This is a genomic window from Caldivirga sp. UBA161, from assembly GCF_002506515.1.
In the GTDB taxonomy this organism is placed as follows: Archaea; Thermoproteota; Thermoprotei; order Thermoproteales; family Thermocladiaceae; genus Caldivirga.
Genome location: NZ_DAXS01000023.1, coordinates 1 through 23,817, shown reverse-complemented (window position 1 = coordinate 23,817; position 23,817 = coordinate 1). Strand labels below are relative to the sequence as shown.

Sequence of the window (23,817 nt, the reverse complement as noted above, 5' to 3'; positions counted from 1 at the left end):
CAGGGCGGGGAGGAGGTCAGCCTAAGGATACTACTTTCAAGTTCCCCTTTGAGTGCTTAGGGGTTAAATTATTCCAACGTGCATTCAGCCTCCCTCTTAGTGAATAGCCTAATGACCCTATACTCCATCCTCTTAATCATTAGTGTGTTTAGTGAAATCAGGATTCCAAGTAAGCCTGTGGTGTCAAGTTGGAAGGCTATAATGCCCCATATGAAGTGATTAATGTGGTTAACTATTAATTGGGAGGCAACGTATATTGTTAATATTATTCCCGGTATTACAAGTAAACTGGCTAGTAAAGCTAGTATAAGTATGGGGTTAAACCTTGCCATTAATTTAATCATATCAATGCCTATGTTTATGCCATGCATCCACCTTAACTTAGGATCGCCAATCCTCCTACGGTACTTAATAGGTATTTCACCAACCTTACCCATGGATGCTACTTGCGACGCAATATCAACCTCCACACTAAACCCGCTGGTTGATGGTATTATTGCCTTAGCTATGCTTGTCCTTAATAGGTACATGCCTGTTAAGACATCTGATAGATTTGTTCCAAACATCATGTTGAACAATGATGTAAGGATAGTATTACCAAACCTATTAATTAACGGTATATTTTCCCTACCCCAAGTCCTGGCTCCGAGAACCTCATCCAAGTCCTCATTAATGGCTTTATTTAGCATTGCCTGTATATAGGATGGATCATATGTGCCATCGCCATCCATTAATAGGACGTACGGCTTCTTAACCATTCTTAAACCATAGTACACTGCATCAGCCTTACCATCCCCAGGCTGCTCCACCACTAATGCCCCATACTTCTTGGCTACATTAACTGTATTATCAGTGGAGTGCCCATCAACAACTATTACGTCATTGAACCCTAATTCATGTAGTTCCCTTAACGTGAAGTCAAGCCCCTCCTCCTCATTCTTAACTGGAATAATTATAGTAATGCATTCTGATGCATCCTTATGCACTTGGTTTAGGTTCCCCACTATTTATAAGTTATTAATATTCAATACTTACTGACGCTAATATTAGTTAACTTACTTGCCCTATTAATGAAGTATTCAGCTAATTTGAGTTTAATTCTCTTAACATAATCATTCCTCTTAATTGGTGCATTAGGATTAAACCCCCTTACGGTAATTTGCCTTGAACCCATGTAGGCGGCTAAGTAAACTGCCCTATCACCATCAGTGAAGCCTGGTATCAGGATTGAACAGCTAATGGGCCAAACTTGAACACTTGGTATCAGCCTGCTTATACGCTTAGCATACTTAATGTAGGTATGAGTGTTATCGCCGTGGGCGTGCCCAATAACAATGCCTTTAAAGCCAATTAAATTATCTGGTTCATAATCGAAATCAGTGACCACTATGTCAGGGACAACACCATCATTAAGTAGCCTACGTAATGTATAACCCTCAACAGCTATGATTAATCCACTTGGCTTAGGATCACCAACATAAGGCGGCATGTAGATTGTAACAGTTTCCCAGTTCAAGGACCATAATTGATCAGGATCACTACTGCAGTAATCACCAGCTAATTCAGCTGCCTTCGCATCATTACTAAAGTTTAGGCCTAAGCCCATCATAGCCCTCATGTAAACTAACCTAGATAACTGGGATTCAAGGGGGTCTAGGACTATGCTCCTCCTCATTTATAGTACACCCATTGAGTTCCTTAACCCTGGCTATTTATTGATTTTAATACTGATTGAGTGGAATGGTTTATAAAGGCTTCACCGATATCGCTGCATTATGCCAGTTAACAATGCTGAGTATGATCTTAGGTACGCCTACAGGGCTATGGTCATACTTGCAGCCTTAGCAGTAATAGTAATGTATATAGAGGGTATGTTAATACCATCATTAACCGAGATAGAGAGGGAGTTTGGGGTAACCTCAAGCCAAGTTAGTTGGGTTCTCTCATCATACTTGCTCTCTGGTACAGTTCTATTACCAATAGTGGGTAGGCTTGGTGACATTTACGGTAAGAAGAAGGTTCTCTCAGCTGTAGTCATAATATATGCAGTGGCAGTCACCTTAACCAGTGTGTCGCCCAGCTTCACATATCTAATAGCCTTCAGGGGTATTCAAGGTATTGGAGTAACCATGTTCGCATTAGCCTTCAGCTTGATTAGGGAGGAATTCCCAAGGGAATTAATACCAAGGGCCCAGGGCCTAGTCAGCGCAGCCTTTGGTATTGGTGCAGCAGTGGCATTACCCCTTGGTGCATACATAAGCCAGTACTTTGGCTGGAGGACAACATACCACACAGCCATACCCTTCGTACTACTGGTGGCGTACCTAATAGTAACTAGGATAAGGGAGTCAAGGTATAGGAACCCTAGCGCTAAGGTTGATTTAATTGGGGCGGTAATCCTTGGGATCGGCTTAGGCCTAGTGGTTTACGGATTAACTGAGGCACCCATATGGGGTTGGACTAACCCAGACACTATAATAAGCTTCCTATTGGCTCTTCTCTTCATAGGAATCTTCATAACCATAGAGAGGGGGGTGGATCAACCATTAATTAACTTATCATTGTTAGCTAGGAGGAATGTTTTAATAGCTAACTTAGCCGCAATGGTGGCTGGCTTTGGCCTCTTCCTATTTGAACAAAGCCTAATAATACTTCTTGAGGAGCCTAAGCCTGTTGGCTTTGGCCTATCAATATTCGATACTGGCCTATACGCAATCCCCATGGCTGTGGCGCAGTTAATAGTGGCTCCAGTTGCAGGCATATTAATAACTAGGATAGGGGCTAGGAGAATGCTTATGGCTGGGGCAACTATATCGGCATTATTCAGCCTAATAACTGCTGCTGTTGCCCCCCTGGGTTTATGGGCATTGATAACATCAACAACATTAGCCATGGCTGGGGTGGCTGCAATGAATGTTTCACTTATTAATATTCTAGTGTTCTCAGTGGAACCACAGGTAATGGGGGTTTCAACAGCAATGAATTCAGTATTCAGGAACTTGGGTGGTACCCTTGGCCCAGCAGTGGCTGGCTCACTTGAGTCAACCTTCACATCACTGGTGCTTATGGGTATGCTGCCGGGAAGCCATGTACCGCTCTTAGTTACAGTACCATCATTGTACGCCTTCCAGGTTGGTGCAATAATCTCAGCTCTAACCGTAGTAATGATAGGAATACTGGCGTACCTCTCGGTAGAAGTCATAACTTGGAGAGGTGAATCCCAGGTGGTTGCTTCATTAAATCAAGAGTAACCTTAGGGCATTGCTATAAGTGTAATTATGATTAACTTATAATGATGCGATTTTAACTTAAAGCATTTAAACCAAGTAACTAGGGGTTTATCATGCCGTACGGCTATGAGGAATGGCCTAAGTTATCGCTGGAGTCCTTTAAACTGGGTAAGGAATTGAACATAAGATCCGTTAAGGTTGGATCCATTAAATATGACTTTGAACCAAGTAGCGTGGTGATCACTGGAATGGGTGGATCAGGCATAGTTGGTGATATAGTGAGGGATTCCCTATTGGGTAGTAATATTATTGTCCACAAGGACTTTAGCATACCTAAGTGGGTTGATTCAAGGTCATTAGTAGTGGCTGTAAGCTACTCCGGTGAAACCTTTGAAACAATATGTAGTGCATTGGATGCATTAAGGAGGGGGATACCTGTGGTAGGTGTTACTACTGGTGGTAGGTTAGCCTCAGAGCTTGAGGGCAGGGGTGCGCCGGTGGTTAAGGTTCCTAAAGCCATTGCCCCCAGGTTTGGGTTACCTAACCTCCTATACGCCGTGCTTGGGGTATTGAGCCACTACTTAAGCATACCTGACATCAATGAGAGCATTAGCCTTCAGGATGATGCGTTAAGGAGTGAATCACCAGGTAGGCTAGCATACTTCATGAAGGATCATGTACCCATGATCTTCGCACCCATTGGGCTACAGGCAGTAGCGTATAGGTTTAAGAATGACCTTAATGAAAACGCCAAGACACCTGCGGTGGTTGCCATAGTACCTGAGGCTGATCACAATGATATAGTTGCAGTAATGCTTAAGCACCCTGTTAAATACATTATAATAAGGGGGAGGACTGATGATGTTCATGACTACTTAATGAGGGCTGTGGAGGAGGTTGTTAAGAATTACTCAAGTGATGTTGAGGTTGTTGAATTAAAGGGTTCAAGTAGGCTTAGCCAGGAGGTTTACGGTTCAATGTTACTCGGCCTAGTTAGCATTAAGTTGGCTGAATTGTATGGTATTGATCCTGTTAGGACTGACCCAATAAATACTCTTAAGGAGAAGATAAGGGGCATTAACTGCCCATTAAATTAACTTAACTGCAAGCAGCGCACCAGTGAAGGTTATTATCATTGTTGATGCGTAGCCTATTAGGATTAGCCTAAGGTACTGGGTATTAATCATCCTCATACCCCTAGCCATTGATATGCCTAAGAGTGATCCAACAGTGCATAATGTTAGGGAGATTGGTATTGCGAATACTGTACTTAACTCCAGGGCGGTGAAGGATAGTAACTGAGTCACACTACTTGAAACGGGGGGTGGTGTAAACATGCCTCTACTGAATTGGCCAAGGGTCCTCCTACCAGTTATAACTACACCTAGGGTTGACGCGAAAATAACCCCAACTAAGCCTATTCTACTGAAGCCAAGCATACTCCACACTAGGCCAAGGTTATTGGCACCGAAGGAGAAGCCCACTAGGAATACTGTTAGAATCATGATTAACCTATATAGGGAGAGCCTCCTAATGGGATTCGATGAAGTAGTTAACCTAACTAATGATGGGTACAGTAGGTAAGCCGCCAGGGCTAGTAATATGGGTATTATGAACCATGATGATAGGACTATGGGGAAGTTAATAGGCAGTGACCCACTATTATAAAGCGCTAACGCTGACCATGACATGTAGAGGGAATTAGTTATTGACATTGGTATTTTAGCAGCTTCACCAATAATGAACACTAGGACTCCAATGAGGGAGAGTATTAGTAGGCCCTTTGGTGTTACCTCATAACCCTTCATTTCACTTCCCTGCACTAATAGACCCACTATGTATCCGGTTAAGGCAATCATCATAGCTACCCCAGGCCTAAGTAACCTACTGCCCACTGCCATTCCCGCCACCAGTGATAGGTTATTTGATGAGACTAGGAAGGTTAACGCAAGTATTAGGGCTAAGGCAGCCTCAATTATCATTAATTAAGCACCTAGGCTCATTAATATTGTGGAGGTTAAGTATGCTGCATCCTTAGTTATGTCTATTATGTCATCAAGCGTGAACACTATGTGTAGTAGGCTCATGAATTCAATATATGAAACTTCCTTAGCGAGTTCATAAAGCTTATCAACAAGCCTATCCTTAGCCTCATCAACCTCATCCTCCAGCTTGCTTATTATTAAAACATGGCTCCTAATCTTATTCCAATCGCCACCATTAGCTATAGTGGATGCTAGATTAATGAATTCCTCCACACCCCTCCTATCAACCATTAGGAGTTCAACAACATCCTCTGAGAGAACTCTCTTAACTTCAGGGCTTACGCAAACACTCATAGCTCTCCTAACCTCCCTGGAGAGGATGTGAACCCTATCTAAGACATCATCAACCTTACCTATGAGTATCTCCACATCACCCATTATGGGGGTGGCTATTGCACCAGTTGAAACCTCCTGGGAAAGCATCCTACTGATTTCATCACCCTGATTCTCAAGTACACTAACCTCAACCTCAGCTTCCTTAACCTTAATGAGATCACCACTCCTTAACGCGCCCTCAATAATATCCAGTGCCTTAAGGGTTAACTTAGCATGCTCACTAAGTCCACTAAATAACTCCACCTCACCCTTAATGAAGGGGTTAAGTAACCTTGATAAAACACCGTGAGGCACAGTAAGGTGGGGTTAAGTAACTTAAAAACATTATTGAGGGCGCCATAATGAGTGGGCCCGCCGGGACTCGAACCCGGGATCTCCCGCGATCCCAGATACCGCACCCGTGAGGCGGGCATCCTAACCAAGCTAGACTACGGGCCCTTCCTTAAACCTTCAGGGTAGGGTTCTTTTAATTTTTTACTGCAATACAAGCTGGTTAAGAGAACCCTGTGGAGCCTTATTATTCATTAAATTACTGGTTTATAGTAAGGAATTGAGGCATTGGATAATACGCCAACTGTGCATTACCATGAATCATAATTAATGGTGAAATTCAGTAAATAAGATTAAAATAATGTATTTCAATGTGAATCAGCAATTACGTGCTTCACCTCCCCCTATACTCCTCTATGGCTAATGACAGCCTCCTAACTCCATCATATATCTGGTCTATTGATGGGTAAGTGAAGTTAAGCCTCATATCATTATGTACATCCTCATCTGGGTAGAAGGATTTACCTGGTACGTAGGCGACCTTATACTTCCTTATAGCTAAGTTAAGCATATCCTCAGTCCTCACATCGCCAGGGACAGTAACCCATATGAACATACCCCCACTTGGCCTAGTCCATGAAACACCGCTTGGCATGTATTTAGATAACGCATCGAGCATTGCATCCCTCTTGACCTTATAGGTTTCCTTTATCTTAGAAATGTACCTATCTACTATACCCCTTCTTAATAATTCATAGGCTATGTATTGGCTTAGGGTTGGGGTATGTAGGTTCATTGCCTGCTTAGCTATGGATAACCAATTCACTACCTCCTGATTAGCCACAACCCAACCTAACCTAATGCCTGGGGCTATTATCTTACTGAATGTTGATGTGTATATAACCCTATCCTCATTATCAAGGGCCTTTAGGGGCGTTGTATCTACTGGGTCAAAGGTGAAGTAACTGTATGGGTTATCCTCGAGAATCATTAAATCATACTTACTGGCTAACTCAAGTAATGCCTTCCTCCTATCAAGGCTCATCATTACCCCAGTAGGGTTTTGGCAAATGGGTATTGTGTATATGAACTTTATCCTAGCTCCCTCACTTCTAAGCCTCTTGATAGTATCCTCAAGCTTATCAATGATTAAGCCGTTATTATCCATGTCAACACCAATTACTCTAGCCCTATAAACCCTGAAGGCTTGTAATGCCGCAAGGTAGGTTGGCTTCTCAGTTACTATTACGTCACCTGGATCAATAAACACCCTAGCCATTAATTCAAGCGCCTCTTGACTACCCACCGTGGGTAGTATTAATGAAGCGTCAGTCCTAATTCCTTGCTTAGCCATGAACTTAGCTAGCTCCTCCTTAAGTTCATCAACACCCTCAGTTTTACCGTATTGAAGCGCCTTTAAGCCGTAATTACTTACAACAAACTTAGCCACCTCAGAGTACTCATTAAGGGGTAATTGAGATAAGTCCGGTAAACCGCCTCCAAAGGATATTACATCAGCTGTGGCCCATTTAAGGAGTTCCCTTATGTCGCTAGCCTTCATGTAGTTAGTCCTCTCAGAGAGTAAATCCTTCACGTTCATAAGTATACTTACACTACTGAACGTATAAGTGTTTCCTAACCTGCAGTTAATGTTTCCTTATCACAATGTGAGCTTTATTAAACTATTATAAGGATATGCATGGGAAAAGCTTTATAGGGTGTTTAAGGTACGTGGAATCGTTAATATGAGTAAGGCTGATTACTCTAGGTTAGTTCTCAGAAGTAAACGTGCAAGGGCATTAATGGCGCTGCCCTTCGCAATATCCATACCTAGGGATCCCCCTGACTCAATAATGATTGTTAAGGAATTGTTTAATGACTTTAATTTAAGTATAATAGCCACTGTAGGTGATGTGGTTTCCTTTAATGTAGCTGCCTACTGGAGGAAGCCTGACTTGAGGGTTATTGATTTAAGTACAAGGAGGAGTACGATTATTCAGCATAGCGATATTGATGGTGTAGTTTATAGGGTTAGGAATGAAAGGAGTACGTTGAACTATGAATCCTTCAGCATTATGAGGAATGCATACGCCAGTGTGCTTTCTGGTAATAGGGTAACCATTATTGTTGATGGTGAGGAGGATTTATTAGCCATCCCAGCGGTCCTTGAGGCGCCTGGTAATACTGGTATATTATATGGGCTTTATACAGGATACTTGGTACTAATACCTGTAGTAAATGAATATAAGATTTTAATGCTTAAGCTGTTAACCCTACTAGATCGAAATGAATGTGAAACCCTACGTAATTGCAATAGCGTCAATAACTATGGATGGAAAAATAGCTAACCCCTTCATTAGAAATAGGTTCACGTGCAGGTATGACTTGGAGAGGCTGTTTAAGGCTAGGGATGAGGTTGATGCCACTATAGTGGGGGCTCAGACTGTAATGGATGTTGATGGAACATACACTCCTAAGACAGGTAAGCAAATACTTAGGGTACTTATAGATGGAGCCTTTAGAGTCCCCCTAGAGTCAAAGTTCCTAAGCTCACCTGCACCGGCCTTGGTTGCAGTTACTGAGAGAGCTCCGAGGGCTAAGATAGAGCTTGCCAGGAAGGCTGGGATAGAGGTTATGGAGTTTAATAAACAGGTGGACGTGGAAGTATTATTAAGTAAGCTCGCTGATAGGGGTATTAAGAAGGTTCTAGTGGAGGGTGGTGGTGTTGTTTTCTGGCAATTCTTCGCCAGAAACCTTATTGATGAAGTTAGGTTAACAATAGCCCCCTTCATGATGGGTAAGGGTACAAGCTTAATAGAGGGTGACTCATTGAAGATTGATCAATCCCCTAAGTTTAAGCCTGTTAAATGGTACTTATGTGAGTGCGGTAGGGAGGTTGTTGTTCATTACACTAGGGAGTAGGATTAAAAAACCCTATTTAAACTCCCCTTTAAAAGTGATCCATAGTGCCGTTTGTGTTTAAATGCATGCCTAATTGCGGCCTATGCTGTAGGTTAAGCCCAGTAACAGTTTTGCCTCATGAGGTTTATTTAATACAGGATGAAGCCGAGGAATTGGGTGTTGAGGTTAAGTTTAGGACTGGGTACACTGTAGTTGATTTAAATAATAAAGTCATCTTAGCCCTATCGTACTTAATGCTCCTTAATGATGAGAATAAGTGCCCCTTCCTAAGCAACAATAAGTGCCTGGTTCACGATAAGTATAAGCCCTTAACCTGCCGCGCCTACCCATACCTACCAAGAATAATAAGGTACTCCATTGATAGGTTAAATAAGGTAATAGACTTTGAGGTTAAGTACGCAGCCTCAACAATATGCCCAGTGGTTAAACAAGGCTTAAGTAATGGAATATTAATTAAACTAAGCTCAGACTTAAATCTAGCTAGTCAAGTATTTGTTAATGAATTCCCAGCAGCATTAGAGATGGTGGAAGCTAGGAAAATATACTCAAGCTACTTATCATACCTATGGAGGATTGGTGAGGTTGATTTAAGGGAAGACGATGGAACCTACAATTACCCCATAGTGAACTCTTTCTGGTTCATAAGGAGGTATTACCCGAACCTTACTGTTAATGAAGTAGTGAATATGAGTAAGATGAATAAAAGGAACAATATAAACATAGGTGTGTAAGGTTATATTACTCTATATAATATTAATTTGTAATAATGTTTAGCCGAGTGAAGACTAGAAAGGCTCTTGCAGCCTTTCATAACTATTGTTCAAATTATAGTAGGAATTATGGTTAGTGTAAAGCTTAAATACTTACTTAGATTATGGCCCTGATGCGGTTTCTTCTCAAGTAAGGAGGAGTTCGTGAGGGAGCTTACTAAGATAGCTGAGAAGTGGCAGGTTGAATGGTACAGTAATGGGGTATTTAATGCTAATCCAGATAATTCAAGGCCTAAATTCTTCATAACTGTGCCTTACCCCTACATAGAGGGGCCACCTCACATGGGTCACGGTAGAACATTCACGGTGGGTGATGTTGTGGCTCGGTTTAAGAGAATGATGGGCTATAATGTGTTATTCCCAATTGCATTCCATATAACTGGTACACCTATTCAGGCTGTTGCAGATAGGTTAAGTAAGGGTGATGTAGAGTATGAGAATAGGTTGAAAAGGGAGGTTAATATGTATGTTAAGGATGCTGTTAAGGCGAGTGAAATAGTTAATGGCTTTAAGGATCCCTGGAACATTGTTAACTTCTTTAAGGATACGTACATTAATGACTTCAAGTCAATAGGTTACTCAATGGACTTCAGGAGAATATTCATGACAGGTGACCCACATTACAGTTCCTTCATAATTTGGCAGTACGTTAAATTAGCCTCAAAGGGCTACTTAGTGAGGGGGCGCCACCAAGTCCTCTATGCACCTGATGAGAATCAAGCAGTGGGTGAACATGACATTAGGGGTGGGGATGAGTTAACCATAGATATACTGCAGTTCAATTTACTGAAGTTTAAGTTAAATGACTCATACTTAGTGGCTGCAACCCTAAGGCCTGAGACAATATATGGGGCAACCAATGTTTGGATTAACGCTGATTCAACATATGTTGAGGCTATTGTTAATGAGGAGAGGTGGATTATTTCAAAGGTGGCTGCATGGAAGCTTCAGTATCAGGATAAGGATGTTAAGGTTGTGAGGGAGTTTAAGGGTAGTGAGCTTGTGGGTAAGTTTGTTGAAAGCCCCATAGGAGTTAAGTTACCCATATTGCCAGCACAATTCGTTGATGATGATACAGCCACTGGAGTTGTTTATAGTGTTCCAGCGCATGCACCTTATGATTACGTAGCCTTAATGGACTTGAAGAGTAATGATGAGTTACTTAGGAGGTATGGTATTGAGAGTATTGTTAAGGCAATTGAACCAATAAGCATAATTAAGTTACCTGGGTTCAGCAAGTACCCTGCTAAGGATGTTGTTGAGAAGTTGAATATTAGGAGCCAGAATGATAGGGAGAAGTTGGAGGAGGCAACTAGTATTGTGTATAGGGAGGAGTATTATAACGGAGTCATGGGTGATAATACTCCACTCAATGGCGTTAAGGTTAATGACGCTAGGGTTAAGGTAATAGAGGATTTGAGGAGTAGGGGATTATTAGACATTATGTATGAGGTTGAGCCAAGGAAAGTGTACACTAGGGGTGGTTCAAGAGTTATTGTGGCTGTTATTAAGGATCAATGGTTCTTGAACTTCGGCGACCCAACTTGGAAGAGCCTAATGATTAAGGCCCTTAATAACATGAGAATAATGCCGGAGGAGTATAGGCAAAACTTCAAGGCAACCTTAGATTGGTTAAACATGAGGCCCTGCGCCAGGAAGAAGGGGTTAGGCACTAGAATGCCGTGGGATCCTGACTGGGTTATTGAATCATTAAGTGACTCAACGATATACATGGCCTTCTACACAATAGCCCATAAGCTTAATGAAACCGGGTTAGCCGTGAAGCTGGGTGAATTAGCCAAGAGAGTTATTGAAACTAGGGCTGAGGATTCAGTTGCCTTAAATAAACTAGTAAGCTTCTATGATTACGTATTCCTAGGTCAAGGTAGTCCTGAGGCTATTGCCAAGCTCCTAGGTGTTGATAAGAGTATCATTGAGAGTATTAGGGCTGAGTTCGAGTACTGGTACCCTGTTGATCAAAGGCACAGTGGCATAGATTTAATATCTAACCACTTAAGCTTTTTCATAGCCCACCACGCTGCAATATTCCCTGAAAGGCATTGGCCTAGGGCAATATCCCTAAACAACTACGTAATTAGGGAGGGAAGAAGGATGAGTAAGTCGCTTGGCAATGTCATCTACCTTAAGGAGGCTATTGAACAGTATTCACCAGACTTAGTAAGATTATACGCCTCCTACTCAGCGGACTTAGATAATGTTATGGATTGGAGGAGTGATGAGGTTGATACAGTGCTTAGTAGGTTAATGGATATTTGGAATACGGCCCAAGTCATAGTAAGTATGGGTGAGGAAACTAAGGAGCCTAGTAACCCAACAATACCCACTAAGTGGCTACTAAGTATCCTAAACAGGACTATTGCTGAGGGTGCTAAGGCCCTTGAGGAAATGAGGATTAGGCAGTTTGCGTTAATGGTCTTCTTTAACCTATACGATGCAGTAAAGGTATACATGACCCTAATGGACGAGTTACCTAAGGATGAAGTGAGGTACACCCTATGGAAGGTTCTCGACGCTTGGGTTAGGATGATGCAGCCGATTACGCCACATATGGCTGAGGAGATTTGGCACAGTATGGGTAAGTCAACGTACGTATCCATTGAGAAGTGGCCCACGGTGGAGCAGCAGTACATTAATGATGACGTGGAGAATGCCTTTAAGGTGGTTGAGAGGCTTATAGACGATATTAGAGAAATCACTAGGGTTAAGGGTCAGGTTGGGGTTGTGAACATTTACGTTGGCCCCCCTGATTACGTTTACGATATTTTCAACGAAGCCGTTGAAATGATGGATAGGGGTATTGTCGTCAAGGATATAATAAGGAACCTGGCCAGTAAGTATAAGGGTAAGGGTGAGGTGGTTGCTAGGATCGTTAATGATATTGCTGGTGGTAAGTTGCCTAGGTTTAAGCTATTGAGGGATATGGAGGTGAATGTGATGCATGGTTTTAAGTCCTACATTGAGAGGAGGCTTGGCATTAAAGTAACTATACAGGATGCAGTGGCACCTGTTAATGATCCCGCCAATAGGGCTAGATTATCATTACCAGGTAGGCCTGCTATTTATGTTGAATCCGCATACACTAATATATATTAATTAAATTACCTAATAAGGTGATTTAAACAAGCTAATGAGTAATAATCCGTGAAGGAGGAGACTGGGAATTTACGGGAACTGAGTTACGAGCTTTTATTCAGTGCACCAGATAAGGATGGGGCTGTAGTTTCAATAAGGGTACATAGGTTAGTTAAGGATGCCTTAATGCGCATAGCCAAGGAGGAAGGGCTTGATGGTGTGTCTGAGCTTGTTAGGCACATAATTGCATCATTCCTCCTCAGTAAACTTAATGTAGCTAAACCAGAACCGAAGCTACTTACTCCACCAATGTATGTTAACATTAATATTAATAAGACTATTAAGGGGGTTAATAATGCTGAGCGTGAACTAGCTAAGATTAAGATTGATGATAAGGTTGAGGAGGCCTATGAATTCATTGAGAAGTATAAAAGGGGTTTAATTAGAGTAACTGGGAACAATAACTACGCTAGGAAAATTAGAAGGGATTTAGCTGAGGCAATAGCATTAGCGTTAAAGTATGGCCTCGAGGATGAGTATTCAAGGTTAAAGGTACTCCTAAATGAGGTTCAGTTACTCTTGGATTAGGTTCCTAATGGGGTTATACTTAACCAGTAATGGTTCTTCTTCTAATAAGCACTCTAATATTATTATCGTACTTAAGCGCATAATCCACTAAGCCACTTGCCTTAAGGATCTCAAGTATTTTAATAACTTGATCAGGGGATGTGTTAAGCCTCTTCACTAAATCATCCAGGTACTCGTCATTATCGCCATCCATGATTACCTTCAATAGGCTTGACTCAACATTAACCCTAGTTGTGAGGTAGCGTGCAAGTAGCCTCTGGGATTCAGTGAAGGTTCTTGAAATGAAGTCCAGCATAATGCCAACATCATTAACAATACCCCTTAACTCATCAATAGCCTTATTAACCTCAACACATGAGCCACTACACTTACTCCTATAGGCTTCAAGTAACCTAATCACATCATTAATATCATCAATGATGCCCACAATGATTATTACCCTAACATTCATTTAAACGTGTCGTTTAATAAATTGGTGCAATTTCAGTAGCAAGTAAGGTTATTAAGCACCACTTAACACCCAATTAAGTATGGGGGATAGATGGGTTATTAGTAATGTGGGTGATTTCCTAAGCAGGGTGGATAAGTATGCACTTAAGATTAAGGCTAATGGTAATGCTAAGGGATTCGTGGTGCTATTCTATGACTTACACTGCCCTGGATGCGCGTTACTGGATGTGGATTTAATGGATTATTTAACTCAGTTGAACCAGAAAGGTATTATTGATATAATATTTGTTGATTATCCGGTGCATAGAGTTGAGAAACTTCACGCCAAGGTAAGGGTGCTGTTTAAGAAAAACCCAAGTGAATTCCTTAATGCACTTAATAAAATTTACAGTAATATGATTGAGAAGGGTGAGTTAGTTAAGGATATTGAGGAGGTAAGTGATGAGGAGGCTACTGATGAACTTCAGGCAGTTAATGAATGTAAGAATTTGGCTAAGTCAGTTAAGGTTCCTGGAACACCCACAATCATGGTTGGTAGGTATGATAGAAGCACTGGTGTAGCCTTATTCGGTTATGATGGGCCGGACTCGATAATGAATTTGATAAGGGAAGTAATCTTCGAGTTTTAACCACTGTTAGCTAAGTCAATCACATGTAGATACCATATATTAAGTATATAAATACCCCATAGTGATTATTTATGATCCACTTATTATATTTGTGGATTACAAGGCTGAATACGAGGGAGATATTTAAAAAGGGCTCGTTCAAAATAAAAAACTATGCCTAAAACCAAGTCAGAGGAGAAGATGGTGTTAATATCAGTCCACATACCGCGACAAATGCTTGAGGAGCTTGATGAATTAGTTAGGAGAGGGGTATTCCCCTCAAGGAGTGAAGCCATTAGGGTAGCTATAAGGGACCTCCTCCTCAGGGAGAGCGCCAGAGGGGTTGAGCAGGGTAGTGGAATGCTGATGAGTGGTAGGTGAGGAGGTTCTTAAAGCCGGGGAGTAAAAAATATTACCTTAGCTTGGTTGCTGGATCAATAAAATAACTAAATAATCATTAATTGGTTACAGAATGCTTAAATATATGCTTCAATGAACTTAATAGTGGTTTACAAGGGTATTGGAGTAAGGTTCCTTTACATACATGGGGAAGTTACAGCACCACCGCCACCTGGTACTCAACTTCAAATGGCAATGAATATTCAGGTTAATGGGCCACCGGAGGTAATGGAGGAGTTGGTTAATGTGCCATTCACCATAACGGTATCGTCAATGCCGCCGTCAATAGGCATAACCATAAGGGGTTTATTAACTATACAGGCCACCAGTGATGATGTTAAGAGGATATCTGGGCAATTAAAGGGTGGTAATGTTCCACCTGAAATTCAAGCCATAATAACCCAGTACGCGGTATTTGAGGCGGGATTAGTTGCCAGGGAATTAGGTATTCCCCCCACAATACCATTACCAGCCATGACTCAGCCCCAGCAGCCGCAGCAGAAGGGGCCTCCAACAGCAATTTAAGCACCATGCCTCTCCCACTATAAATTTAAAAACCTTCAGTAGGCATTGCAGCCATGGTTGCTAGGACGCATGGCTACAGGTTTAAGTCTAGGAGATTGCTTTCAAAGGCACCCAGGGAGAAAGGTAGGCCTGGGTTATTTAAGTGGCTCCTTGCAAGGTACTATAAGGTTGGTGATAAGTTAGTTATAGATATTGACCCAGTTTACATAAGTACTGCACCACATAAGAGGTATCAGGGTAGGATTGGAACACTAATTGGATGGAGGGGAAAGGCTCTAGTATTGGAAGTTAACTTCATGGGTGAGAGGAGGATTATAATAACAACACCTGAGCATGTTAAGCCCCTTAACCTTGAGAACTTCCTCAAGGAGAGGGCATTGGGTAAACCCATTATTCAAAGTGAGAGCAATTAAAATGAACCTTAACGTTGGCCACCCACGGTTACTTTAAGTAGGCTGAAAACATCATCCTCCCTTATTACCGCTATGCCTGTCTTTGATGGAAATACCTCTATTTGGATTACCTTATCAGGATTCTCCAACTTAACTTTCCTCAATATTTGCGGTGCAGCCTTATCTATGATGGCCATCCTATCGAAGAGGACACCCCTCCTCCTAACCTCTATTTTATAAGTCTCCCCCTCGGCAATCATGGAGTTACCCATTTGAACAGCTTTATCAACTATCTCATTAACATCAGTCCTAACCACCTCCTGAACGGGTACAACCTTAAGTATGAATCTTGGTACAAAGGCGTTACTAGTAACCAACTCCCTCAAACTATTACTAAATGCCACAGGATCCATATCAACCCTACCTGTTAATAATCCATCAAAACCAGTGAAGAATGTCCTAATGTTAACTGAAAGCAATTCACTAACCCTCCTTAATTCAGCAATACACTTACCCTCAACACCCCTACCCGTGGATATCACTAGGTTAAATGACATTACTACCATACTTAACTCCACTAAGTCAGTTTAAATATATTTTCATACTCACTTAGCATGAGCTTAATGAACATGATTCTTTACTACTCTCCCTCGACTCAAAGAGTATATGATCCACAAGTTATTAGGCGGGAAATAGTTAAATAGATTAGGCTGCTTCCATGAATATGGCATCACGGCCATTAATAATACTTGGCGTGTTAATACCATTCCTAATGAGTGCGTATTGCGTATTCTCAATAACATACCTATTCCCCGAAATTGCATCCACCATGCATGTGAGCATCACGGCATTATCGCTGGCTGTGACGTTATCATTCATTGGTGGTGCGTTAGGTGGTGTTGTGATTGGCATGATAGCTGATGCTTATGGACGTAGGATAGGGTTAGCTGCGTCCATAGTTTTATTTTCAATAGCCACAATACTAGCTGGCTTAGTGAATAATCTATGGGAGTTGTATGTTGCGTGGTTCATTGTTGGCTTTGGTGTTAATTCAGAGAATGGCATTACATACCCTATAATCGCTGATAATTGGACTAGAGGTAGGGGCTTAATGGGTGGTGTTGTTCAAGGCCTTTACTTCGTGGGTTTAATGATTGATGCCGTGGTAACGAGCTTAGCAGCACAGTGGAGGCTAGCATTCATTATCATTGGGGCTATGAGTCTATTATTTTCACTACCTTGGGTGCTTGTAATTCCAGAAACAGTTAAGAGAGTTGGAATTACCAGGGTTAATTACAGTGAATTATTCAGTAGGGATTACCTACTGATAACTATCTTCGGTACAATACTTGTGGCATTAGCATTCCTTCTAACTATTCCATTAGTTAGCCTAGCGCCAACCTATATGCGGATCATGAGGATTGAGCAATTAAGCATGTGGCTGATTATCCTACCGATAATAGGTGCCTTTGCATATGGATTAGCCGGTTACCTATCAGGTGTATTCGGTAGGGCGTTAACCCTAATAGCTTTATCTGTAATTGCAATAATAGCATCCATACTACTTATAATAACCTCACTGCAACATGCCATATCCTACTCAATGGCCTTAGCTTCTTCTCAATGGGGTTTGGTGTTAGGCTGAGTTGCCTCATTGAGGAGGTAAATACCCTCATTACTGGAGACTGCGGGTGTTGTAGATGCCGTAAGCACTCAACCTCAGTAAGGTTAACCATTAGTTAATGGATTCTATAATATTCCAAGCACTAAACGCAATGTTTGCTGAAGATTTCTATTGAATAATGCTTCCTTTCATGATGAGTGGAGTGTTATTCAGATGGTTTGCACTCTTCATTATCATTGCTAGTGAGTATTGAGGAAAATTATGGTTTCCTACATAATCAATTAATTTTTCACAAAGTGGCATTATTCGGCTGAATTAATTAACATAGGTTAACGAATTAATTCATAACCTTGTTAATCGTAATGATGAAGCATTGGAGCCCCGGCCGGGATTCGAACCCGGGACCTCCCGCTTACTCAGTATTTGCTTACGAGGCATGCACGGGGAATGGGTTACCCCATTATCCCCTGGGCGCTCCAACCAGGCTGAGCTACCGGGGCCTGTCAGCATTCAGTATGGTATGTTTTTATGCTTTACTGAAATTAGCTGAGTCTATTTTCGCCTCCTTCATTGGGTATGTCTTGGGTGGTTCAAGTAACTCCACATGCTCTAGAGTTTCCCAAGACCCAAAATTAATAAGTCCCTGGGGTTAACGGTGAATTATGAGTAATCTTAACTTATTGCTAATGAGTAGTGGGGATTTGGTTAATGCCCTGAGGAGTGGTTCATTAACCGTGTCAGTTTATGGTATGGGTTATGTAGGCACCGCTATTGCTGCCGTATGGCTTAGGGCTGGTGCTAGGGTTATTGGTGTTGATGTTGATGCTGAGAAGATTAAGAAACTGGATGCTTGTGAACTCAGGTTAAGTGATAGGCAGGTTGAGGAGGAGTTGAGGAGGCTTAAGGATAGAATAAGCTATACTACTAATGGAGTTGAGGCATCAAGGTTAAGCAACGTGAAGATAGTTACTGTCCCGGTTTACCTAGGTAAGGATAAGAGGCCTATTTTTGATTCATTTAAGGCCTCAATAGAGAATATAGCGAGGGGACTTAAGGTAGGTGACTTGGTCATAATAGAGTCCTCTATCCCCCCCGGCACAACAATGGATGTTGCCTTACCCATCCTGGAGAAGGTAAGTGGCCTAAAGGTTGAGAGGGATTATGCACTTGCCTACTCACCTGAACGTATATACGTTGGTAGGGCCATTGCGGATATTGAGGAACGTTACCCTAAGATTATTGGGGGTGTTGGGCCCATTAGTAGTAGGGTTGCATCTACCTTATATGGCGCCATAGCCAGGAAGGGTACCTTAGTGTTATCTAATCCAACAGCCGCTGAGTTTGAGAAGCTTGCGGAGGGGGCTTATAGGGATGTTAACATAGCCTTAGCCAATGAGCTTGCTCAATTAGCCAGATTACTTGGATTAGACTTCGATGAAATAAGGGAGGCGGCTAATAGTCAACCCTACTCCAATATTCATAAGCCTGGCCCAGGGGTTGGTGGATCATGTATACCGGTATACCCATACTTCTTAATGTACGCGGCCGAGAAGGTTGGCTTCAACATGAGGCTTGTTCAGACGGCTAGGAGTATTAATGAGTATGCCCCCGCCTATGTAGCTGAGTTAGTTAAGACTGCTGCCAGTGAATTGGGGGTTAGTAGGCCTAGGGTGGCTGTACTGGGTTTAGCATTTAGGGGTAATGTTGATGATACTAGGCTTAGCCCATCATACGACATAATTAATTACCTAAGGGGTGTAATGAATATTATTGTGCATGACCCCTATGTCAAGTATGATAAGACCCTTGAGGAATGGGGAATTAAGCTAACTAACAGTATTGAGGATGCGTTAAAGGGGGCTAACGTGGTGGTGATAGCGACAGACCATAGTGATTACAGTGAGTTAACGTTAAGTAGGATTATTCAATTAACGGGCTTAAGTAGCATTGCCGTAGTGGATTCAAGGCACATGATTAAGGACTGGAGAAGCCCACCGCCAGGTGTCATTTACTTGGCTGTGGGTAGGCCTACTACAAAGACTTAATGCTAAAGTCATATAAGGCTAGTGAGGAGGCAGTAGGGGTTAGATGTGCTTCAATAGTCTTTCCTTAAACTTACTGGCAATGTAGTCCACGCTAATACTTGTGAATACTCCTACGTCGGTTACCAGAATATCCACTAGGTTTAATGGTATCTCATCAAATAGGGGTACTTCAATACCGTTTACGTTAATTTTATGCATAATCATTGGCTTAGACTTACGCGCCTTAAAGGACTCAAGTACAATGATTACAGGCTTACCGAAGTACCTTGCGGTTAATACTAAGGGTAATGAGCCTATTTTATTAACTATAAAGCCCTCATATAACCCATCGCTACCCATCACTAAAGCATCTGCATTAGTCATAAAGTAGGACATTGTTAAGTCAGGTACTATTAATCCACCATGGCTACTCCACATTTTACCCTCACCACCTGGATGAGACTCAAGGGCAATAATCCTAGCCCCCACTGATTCCGCCAGTAGCCTGGCATTAGATGAGTAACTGATGGTGACCATGACCTTAACCCTACCCTTAAGGGTAAGTGAATTAACTCTAATACCTTCCCCAGCCTCCCTCCAGTAAGCTCTAATAGCCTTAGCTAACTTTACTGGATTAACTTGATTAAGTAGCTCTGCAATATTTTCCAGTGGAGCCATGCCTGGCCTAATCATGCTAATATCATTAATCATTGATTCAACATTAATACCCTCCCTATATCCAGCTTCAATTAAGTCAGCTAACTTAAGGAAGTACCATGAAGCGCCGTGAACCTTATCATTAATCATCTCCTCCAGTATGCCCCTATAGGATTCAACCATAGTGTTTAAACCCGCAATCCTATTAAAATTAATACAGTTAACCTCATCATTTACTTAATGTTACTGAAATCAAGCTTCTCAATAACTCCAAGTCATTAATTAACCTATACATGAGTATATTAATATCCGCTGAACTCTCGAAGACCGCAATTATGCTTAGATCATCATCATTTATTACTATTACTGAGTATTGATCATCATTAATGGTAATTACCCTATGCTTAAAGTTAATGAACCAACTGCTTGGGTTAATTCTCCTAATGCGGTTAATTACACTCTTAATTAATGTTGAGAATAATGATAAGTCAATATCACTTATATTTAGGTTCCCCCTCCTTACAAAGCCAAGTGGTAAACCATTGGTACCTATTAAGGCTACTGCAATGAGGCCATCAACATCATCTAATTCACTTTGAAGTATCTTATTAATCTCACCCCTTAAACCACCCAAATTACTCACCCTTAATTCAAGCATACTGCAGCTAATTTTTATGGAATCCCCCCATAATTCTTTATTTAAGGGAGGCAAGCTGCAGCGTTAAGGTATCTTAGTTTAAGTGTTAAAGTTTATATCACACCTAGGTGAATTTAGAACTAATGTTAGTGGTAGTGTATGATGAAGGTTATTTAAGGCATGAGACGCCGGCAAACCATCCTGAGTCCCCTAATAGGGTATTAAGTGCTTTAAGCGGTGTAGAGGGGTTGGCTGAGGTTATTAAGCCTACAGTTAACGTTGATTTAATTGAAATTGCGGGACTTGTTCATGAGTATCACTATGTTGAGTACGTTACGTCACTATGCGCAACTGGAGGAAGACTTGACCAAGATACTTATGTATCTAAGGGTACATGTGATGCCTTAAGCTCCAGTGTTAATGCCTTAGCCACCGCGGTTAATCTTCTTAAGTCAGGTACTAGCCACGTTTACCTACCTTTAAGACCCCCTGGCCATCATGTTGGTTTCAGAGGTAGGGCGCTACTGGCTCCAACTCAAGGATTCTGCATACTTAATAATGCTGCAATAATCAGTAGTTTACTACTTAGGGGTGGAGCCTCCAGGGTTGCTATCCTAGATATTGATGCGCATCATGGTAATGGTACGCAAGAAATATTCTACAATACATCCAGGGTCTTCTACATTAGTACCCACCAGGACCCAAGAACAATCTATCCAGGTACTGGATACATTAATGAAATCGGGGTAGGTGAGGGGGAGGGTTTTAACATGAATATACCGTTACCACCAATGACTGGTGATGATTTATTTAAGGTAGCCTTAAAGCCAATTGAGAATGCATTAAGGGAGTATAAGCCAAATTACGTGGTTGTTTCACTGGGTTTTGATTCACACTACCTAGATCCATTAACTAACCTTAACCTCAGCCTAAGCAGCTATATTGAGGTATTCCTCATGGTTAAGAGGCTTATTGATGAAGGAATTACTGAAGGCTCAGTTTACATCATGGAAGGCGGCTACAATACTGATGTTATTAAGCAAGGCTCAAGGGCCTTAGCAATGATTAGTAATGATACCGGCGCAGTTAAGATTGAGGATCACACTAAAACCAGTGCAGAAGTGGTTAAGTACTTCAACAAGATGATTGAGCAGCATAAGGCACTCTTCCCTCAGTATTGGTAGGAGGCATTAGTTTAAGTGCCGTATGATTTTATGTTTAAGGTTATGGTGGCCTTTTAATTATTTTAAAGGCAATTAATTATTTAACCATGGCTGAACACTGGGTTATGGTAGTAACATGATTAGGTTATTTAATTCACTTAATAGGAGCCTATTAAGTGTATTGAAGAGGCATTACCTAGAGAACCCTATTCAATACGTGTACCTAATGTACGACATATTGTATTATCCTGAATACACTGAGCTATACCTTAACTTAAGTGGAGGCAGGATAACAGGTTATGTACTCCTCTGGAGGGGTTACGTATCATCACTGCATGTGTTCGGTAATGTAGAGGAAATGCCAATTGATGTTAAGGATCTTGGAAACCTAGTAATACATGCATTAACTAAACCAGAGGTAATAATGAACATTATTGAGAAGTTGAATGCAAGTGGAGGCGTTGATGTTTCAAGGCTTCTCACAATGGCGTGTAGTGGCTACACGTTTAGAGAGTACAATAAGCATAATGTTAGGAGGCTTAGCCTACAGGATGTGGATGAGTTCACTAGAATTATTAATGTTAATAGGGCTGAGGCTAAGGCAAGGCTCACTTCACCCCACTGGCATTATTATGGAGCCTTCGTAAATAATAGGCTAGTATCATTGGGGGGTACTTATATTAAGTTGCCTGAATTATGGGTTATTGGTGATGTAGTTACGCTACCTGAGTACAGGAACATGGGTTTCGCTAAGTCTATAGTATCAGCAATAGTTAAGGATGCATTAAGAAGCGGAGCCATGGTAATGCTTCATGTTGATGAGAATAATGAACCAGCCTTAAGGGCATATAGGAGCATAGGCTTCCACGCTGTTCAGGAATTCCTCCTCATTAAATATGGTTCATAATCCCACAGCATCATTACTGCATTCATCACTTTGGAGTGGCTGCAGTAATTAATCATTAATGCCTTGGTTAATACTTAGTATTGTAATAAGACGCCTTAGCTTAAAACGATACTTATATTTAGTATTACAATGAGTAGCCTAAGTGGCGGTGCAGGATATTAAGCCAAGCGGCCTCAGCAGGATGATAGCAGCATTGGGTGGTTTGCTTACCTCCTTAATTGCATTAGCCCCATTAGCCTCATTCACAGTATTAACAATTACTAACCACGGCTTTATGCTACTAATGCTAGTGGTGTTAGGGGGCCTTATTGCAATTAGCGCGGTGGGTAGGCTTAATCAAGCTTCAATCCTAGGATTACTGGCGTACCTAATGGCATTGGCGTTGGCCTCATGGTCATGGTTCTACAAGGACCCTATTGGTTCAATGCTTAGGCTAATGCCTCTACTCATAATACCAACAATAATCATAGGTGTTCAGATTAAGTTATTTAACTCGTCATCAAGCCAGGGAGTAAGCCCATTATTCTCAATAGGTTCACTACTACTTATGTTTCAGCCACGGCCAGGTCCATTAATTGGCGCTGCATGGGCTTTAGCAGGAGGAGTGGCCTCTGCCTATGAGGCTTTCTCAATGCCAACCCTCCCTGCGTTAACATATATTATAACCTACTTAATTGGTAGTATGATGCAGGGTACATTACCGTGGGAACCAATATCACTAACTCCCCTAGGCTTCTACAGTGTTTTCGTTAATAATATTGCAAAATACAGTAACCCAACGGTATTATCCTTAGCCATTGTGATGGCTGTGGTTTACGTTGCTTCACCATCAATAGCCAGGTTAATTAAGGGGCCTGTTTCCCCAATCTTAGCCTCATTACTGGCTTCAGCTGCATCAGCAATACCCATGCTGGCTTATGGCCAGCCACCGGCGCTTTTAATTGCACAAAACATGGTACTGTTACTTATTGCAGCATTACCAGCATCCTATATTGGGGTTTGGTACGTGAACAGTACTGATGTATTACCAATGCTATATGGTAGCATAGCTGACATACCTGATAGGTATAATTTAATCAAGTATTATCATGAGGATTGGGAAGCTTTAATAGGGTTAGATTCAGCTAAGAGGGAACTCATTATTGCCGCGGAGAGCTTTAGGGGTAATGGGGTTAGG

Annotated in this window: 25 protein-coding genes and 2 tRNA genes; 16 read left to right on the top strand and 11 right to left on the bottom strand. The window is 41.6% G+C overall.

Annotated features, from left to right (window positions below; translation table 11 throughout):
• Positions 1-68 precede the first annotated feature (68 nt).
• Positions 69-986, bottom strand: a complete 918-nt coding sequence (locus BP896_RS02995) for a glycosyltransferase (RefSeq protein WP_291765486.1) — start codon at positions 984-986, stop codon at positions 69-71.
• A gap of 38 nt (positions 987-1,024) precedes the next feature.
• The gene (locus tag BP896_RS02990; protein ID WP_291765484.1) at positions 1,025-1,675 is read right to left on the bottom strand and encodes a 6-hydroxymethylpterin diphosphokinase MptE-like protein; all 651 of its coding nucleotides are present in this window, start codon (positions 1,673-1,675) and stop codon (positions 1,025-1,027) included.
• Between the two features lie 100 nt (positions 1,676-1,775).
• Between BP896_RS02990 and BP896_RS02985 the strand changes: the two genes are divergently transcribed.
• Both BP896_RS02985 and BP896_RS02980 read left to right on the top strand, forming a co-directional pair.
• Positions 1,776-3,251, top strand: coding sequence for an MFS transporter (locus BP896_RS02985; RefSeq protein WP_291765482.1), 1,476 nt, complete (start codon positions 1,776-1,778; stop codon positions 3,249-3,251).
• A gap of 92 nt (positions 3,252-3,343) precedes the next feature.
• Positions 3,344-4,327: a bifunctional phosphoglucose/phosphomannose isomerase gene (locus BP896_RS02980; RefSeq protein WP_291765480.1), complete on the top strand. Its 984-nt coding sequence runs from the start codon at positions 3,344-3,346 to the stop codon at positions 4,325-4,327.
• Here BP896_RS02980 and BP896_RS02975 read toward each other — a convergent pair.
• The 4 genes from BP896_RS02975 to BP896_RS02960 form a co-directional block, all read right to left on the bottom strand.
• Positions 4,319-5,212, bottom strand: coding sequence for an inorganic phosphate transporter (locus BP896_RS02975; protein WP_291765478.1), 894 nt, complete (start codon positions 5,210-5,212; stop codon positions 4,319-4,321). The genes BP896_RS02980 and BP896_RS02975 overlap by 9 nt on opposite strands.
• A 3-nt stretch (positions 5,213-5,215) precedes the next feature.
• A complete protein-coding gene (locus BP896_RS02970) occupies positions 5,216-5,905 on the bottom strand; it encodes a DUF47 domain-containing protein (protein WP_291765476.1) in 690 nt (229 codons plus the stop codon).
• Positions 5,906-5,957: 52 nt separating this feature from the next.
• A tRNA-Val gene (locus BP896_RS02965) sits at positions 5,958-6,049 on the bottom strand.
• A 226-nt stretch (positions 6,050-6,275) separates the two neighbouring features.
• On the bottom strand, positions 6,276-7,481 hold the full coding sequence (locus BP896_RS02960; protein WP_291765474.1) for a PLP-dependent aminotransferase family protein: 1,206 nt from the start codon (positions 7,479-7,481) through the stop codon (positions 6,276-6,278).
• A gap of 145 nt (positions 7,482-7,626) precedes the next feature.
• Between BP896_RS02960 and BP896_RS02955 the strand changes: the two genes are divergently transcribed.
• The 5 genes from BP896_RS02955 (at position 7,627) to BP896_RS02935 (ending at position 13,254) form a co-directional block, all read left to right on the top strand.
• On the top strand, positions 7,627-8,229 hold the full coding sequence (locus tag BP896_RS02955; protein ID WP_291765472.1) for a GTP-dependent dephospho-CoA kinase family protein: 603 nt from the start codon (positions 7,627-7,629) through the stop codon (positions 8,227-8,229).
• Complete coding sequence (locus BP896_RS02950) at positions 8,168-8,803, top strand: dihydrofolate reductase family protein (protein WP_291765470.1); 636 nt, start codon at positions 8,168-8,170, stop codon at positions 8,801-8,803. Before BP896_RS02955 ends, BP896_RS02950 begins: the two co-directional genes overlap by 62 nt.
• 44 nt (positions 8,804-8,847) lie before the next feature.
• Positions 8,848-9,534 carry a YkgJ family cysteine cluster protein gene (locus BP896_RS02945; RefSeq protein WP_291765467.1) on the top strand — a complete coding sequence of 229 codons (687 nt, stop codon included), beginning with the start codon at positions 8,848-8,850 and terminating at the stop codon, positions 9,532-9,534.
• Between the two features lie 183 nt (positions 9,535-9,717).
• Positions 9,718-12,687 carry a leucine--tRNA ligase gene (leuS, locus tag BP896_RS02940; RefSeq protein ID WP_291765463.1) on the top strand — a complete coding sequence of 990 codons (2,970 nt, stop codon included), beginning with the start codon at positions 9,718-9,720 and terminating at the stop codon, positions 12,685-12,687.
• Between the two features lie 48 nt (positions 12,688-12,735).
• A complete protein-coding gene (locus BP896_RS02935; RefSeq protein WP_291765461.1) occupies positions 12,736-13,254 on the top strand; it encodes a CopG family transcriptional regulator in 519 nt (172 codons plus the stop codon).
• A 19-nt stretch (positions 13,255-13,273) separates the two neighbouring features.
• Here BP896_RS02935 and BP896_RS02930 read toward each other — a convergent pair whose 3' ends face one another.
• Positions 13,274-13,681: a hypothetical protein gene (locus BP896_RS02930; RefSeq protein ID WP_291765459.1), complete on the bottom strand. Its 408-nt coding sequence runs from the start codon at positions 13,679-13,681 to the stop codon at positions 13,274-13,276.
• 103 nt (positions 13,682-13,784) lie between these two features.
• Between BP896_RS02930 and BP896_RS02925 the strand changes: the two genes are divergently transcribed.
• The 4 genes from BP896_RS02925 to BP896_RS02910 all read left to right on the top strand — a co-directional run bounded on the left by BP896_RS02925 (position 13,785) and on the right by BP896_RS02910 (position 15,649).
• Positions 13,785-14,333 (top strand): DsbA family protein, encoded by a 549-nt coding sequence (locus tag BP896_RS02925; RefSeq protein WP_291765458.1) that lies wholly within the window; start codon positions 13,785-13,787, stop codon positions 14,331-14,333.
• Positions 14,334-14,486: 153 nt separating this feature from the next.
• A complete protein-coding gene (locus tag BP896_RS02920; RefSeq protein ID WP_291765455.1) occupies positions 14,487-14,693 on the top strand; it encodes a ribbon-helix-helix domain-containing protein in 207 nt (68 codons plus the stop codon).
• Between the two features lie 123 nt (positions 14,694-14,816).
• On the top strand, positions 14,817-15,236 hold the full coding sequence (locus BP896_RS02915) for a hypothetical protein (protein ID WP_291765453.1): 420 nt from the start codon (positions 14,817-14,819) through the stop codon (positions 15,234-15,236).
• Positions 15,237-15,289: 53 nt separating this feature from the next.
• Entirely contained in the window at positions 15,290-15,649 is a 360-nt protein-coding gene (locus BP896_RS02910; RefSeq protein WP_291765451.1) for a 50S ribosomal protein L21e, read from the top strand.
• Positions 15,650-15,657: 8 nt separating this feature from the next.
• Here the strand turns inward: BP896_RS02910 and BP896_RS02905 are convergent, their stop codons facing one another.
• Positions 15,658-16,194: a THUMP domain-containing protein gene (locus BP896_RS02905; RefSeq protein WP_291765449.1), complete on the bottom strand. Its 537-nt coding sequence runs from the start codon at positions 16,192-16,194 to the stop codon at positions 15,658-15,660.
• Between the two features lie 158 nt (positions 16,195-16,352).
• On the opposite strand from BP896_RS02905, the gene BP896_RS02900 reads away from it, so the two are divergent.
• Positions 16,353-17,273: an MFS transporter gene (locus BP896_RS02900; protein ID WP_291765446.1), complete on the top strand. Its 921-nt coding sequence runs from the start codon at positions 16,353-16,355 to the stop codon at positions 17,271-17,273.
• 353 nt (positions 17,274-17,626) lie between these two features.
• Here BP896_RS02900 and BP896_RS02895 read toward each other — a convergent pair.
• Positions 17,627-17,752: transfer RNA gene (locus BP896_RS02895), tRNA-Thr, on the bottom strand.
• A 162-nt stretch (positions 17,753-17,914) separates the two neighbouring features.
• On the opposite strand from BP896_RS02895, the gene BP896_RS02890 reads away from it, so the two are divergent.
• Positions 17,915-19,297: a nucleotide sugar dehydrogenase gene (locus tag BP896_RS02890; RefSeq protein WP_291765444.1), complete on the top strand. Its 1,383-nt coding sequence runs from the start codon at positions 17,915-17,917 to the stop codon at positions 19,295-19,297.
• Positions 19,298-19,336: 39 nt separating this feature from the next.
• Here BP896_RS02890 and BP896_RS02885 read toward each other — a convergent pair whose 3' ends face one another.
• Both BP896_RS02885 and BP896_RS02880 read right to left on the bottom strand, forming a co-directional pair.
• Entirely contained in the window at positions 19,337-20,116 is a 780-nt protein-coding gene (locus BP896_RS02885) for a hypothetical protein (protein WP_291765442.1), read from the bottom strand.
• A 46-nt stretch (positions 20,117-20,162) separates the two neighbouring features.
• The gene (locus BP896_RS02880; protein WP_291765441.1) at positions 20,163-20,567 is read right to left on the bottom strand and encodes a hypothetical protein; all 405 of its coding nucleotides are present in this window, start codon (positions 20,565-20,567) and stop codon (positions 20,163-20,165) included.
• Between the two features lie 146 nt (positions 20,568-20,713).
• Between BP896_RS02880 and BP896_RS02875 the strand changes: the two genes are divergently transcribed.
• The 3 genes from BP896_RS02875 to BP896_RS02865 all read left to right on the top strand — a co-directional run.
• The gene (locus BP896_RS02875) at positions 20,714-21,754 is read left to right on the top strand and encodes a histone deacetylase family protein (protein ID WP_291765439.1); all 1,041 of its coding nucleotides are present in this window, start codon (positions 20,714-20,716) and stop codon (positions 21,752-21,754) included.
• 115 nt (positions 21,755-21,869) lie between these two features.
• Positions 21,870-22,640, top strand: a complete 771-nt coding sequence (locus tag BP896_RS02870; protein WP_291765436.1) for a GNAT family N-acetyltransferase — start codon at positions 21,870-21,872, stop codon at positions 22,638-22,640.
• A gap of 142 nt (positions 22,641-22,782) precedes the next feature.
• A partial coding sequence (locus BP896_RS02865; RefSeq protein WP_291765434.1) for a hypothetical protein occupies positions 22,783-23,817 on the top strand: 1,035 nt, incomplete at its 3' end.

Bases quoted from the DNA above. Each gene is read 5' to 3' on its own strand.
- BP896_RS02990 (WP_291765484.1), bottom strand. From the start codon at position 1,675: ATGAGGAGGAGCATAGTCCTAGACCCCCTTGAATCCCAGTTATCTAGG.
- BP896_RS02985 (WP_291765482.1), top strand. From the start codon at position 1,776: ATGCCAGTTAACAATGCTGAGTATGATCTTAGGTACGCCTACAGGGCT.
- BP896_RS02980 (WP_291765480.1), top strand. From the start codon at position 3,344: ATGCCGTACGGCTATGAGGAATGGCCTAAGTTATCGCTGGAGTCCTTT.
- BP896_RS02975 (WP_291765478.1), bottom strand. From the start codon at position 5,212: ATGATAATTGAGGCTGCCTTAGCCCTAATACTTGCGTTAACCTTCCTA.
- BP896_RS02960 (WP_291765474.1), bottom strand. From the start codon at position 7,481: ATGAACGTGAAGGATTTACTCTCTGAGAGGACTAACTACATGAAGGCT.
- BP896_RS02955 (WP_291765472.1), top strand. From the start codon at position 7,627: ATGAGTAAGGCTGATTACTCTAGGTTAGTTCTCAGAAGTAAACGTGCA.
- BP896_RS02950 (WP_291765470.1), top strand. From the start codon at position 8,168: ATGAATGTGAAACCCTACGTAATTGCAATAGCGTCAATAACTATGGAT.
- BP896_RS02925 (WP_291765458.1), top strand. From the start codon at position 13,785: ATGGGGGATAGATGGGTTATTAGTAATGTGGGTGATTTCCTAAGCAGG.
- BP896_RS02920 (WP_291765455.1), top strand. From the start codon at position 14,487: ATGCCTAAAACCAAGTCAGAGGAGAAGATGGTGTTAATATCAGTCCAC.
- BP896_RS02910 (WP_291765451.1), top strand. From the start codon at position 15,290: ATGGTTGCTAGGACGCATGGCTACAGGTTTAAGTCTAGGAGATTGCTT.
- BP896_RS02905 (WP_291765449.1), bottom strand. From the start codon at position 16,194: ATGGTAGTAATGTCATTTAACCTAGTGATATCCACGGGTAGGGGTGTT.
- BP896_RS02900 (WP_291765446.1), top strand. From the start codon at position 16,353: ATGGCATCACGGCCATTAATAATACTTGGCGTGTTAATACCATTCCTA.
- BP896_RS02890 (WP_291765444.1), top strand. From the start codon at position 17,915: ATGAGTAATCTTAACTTATTGCTAATGAGTAGTGGGGATTTGGTTAAT.
- BP896_RS02885 (WP_291765442.1), bottom strand. From the start codon at position 20,116: ATGGTTGAATCCTATAGGGGCATACTGGAGGAGATGATTAATGATAAG.
- BP896_RS02875 (WP_291765439.1), top strand. From the start codon at position 20,714: ATGTTAGTGGTAGTGTATGATGAAGGTTATTTAAGGCATGAGACGCCG.
- BP896_RS02870 (WP_291765436.1), top strand. From the start codon at position 21,870: ATGATTAGGTTATTTAATTCACTTAATAGGAGCCTATTAAGTGTATTG.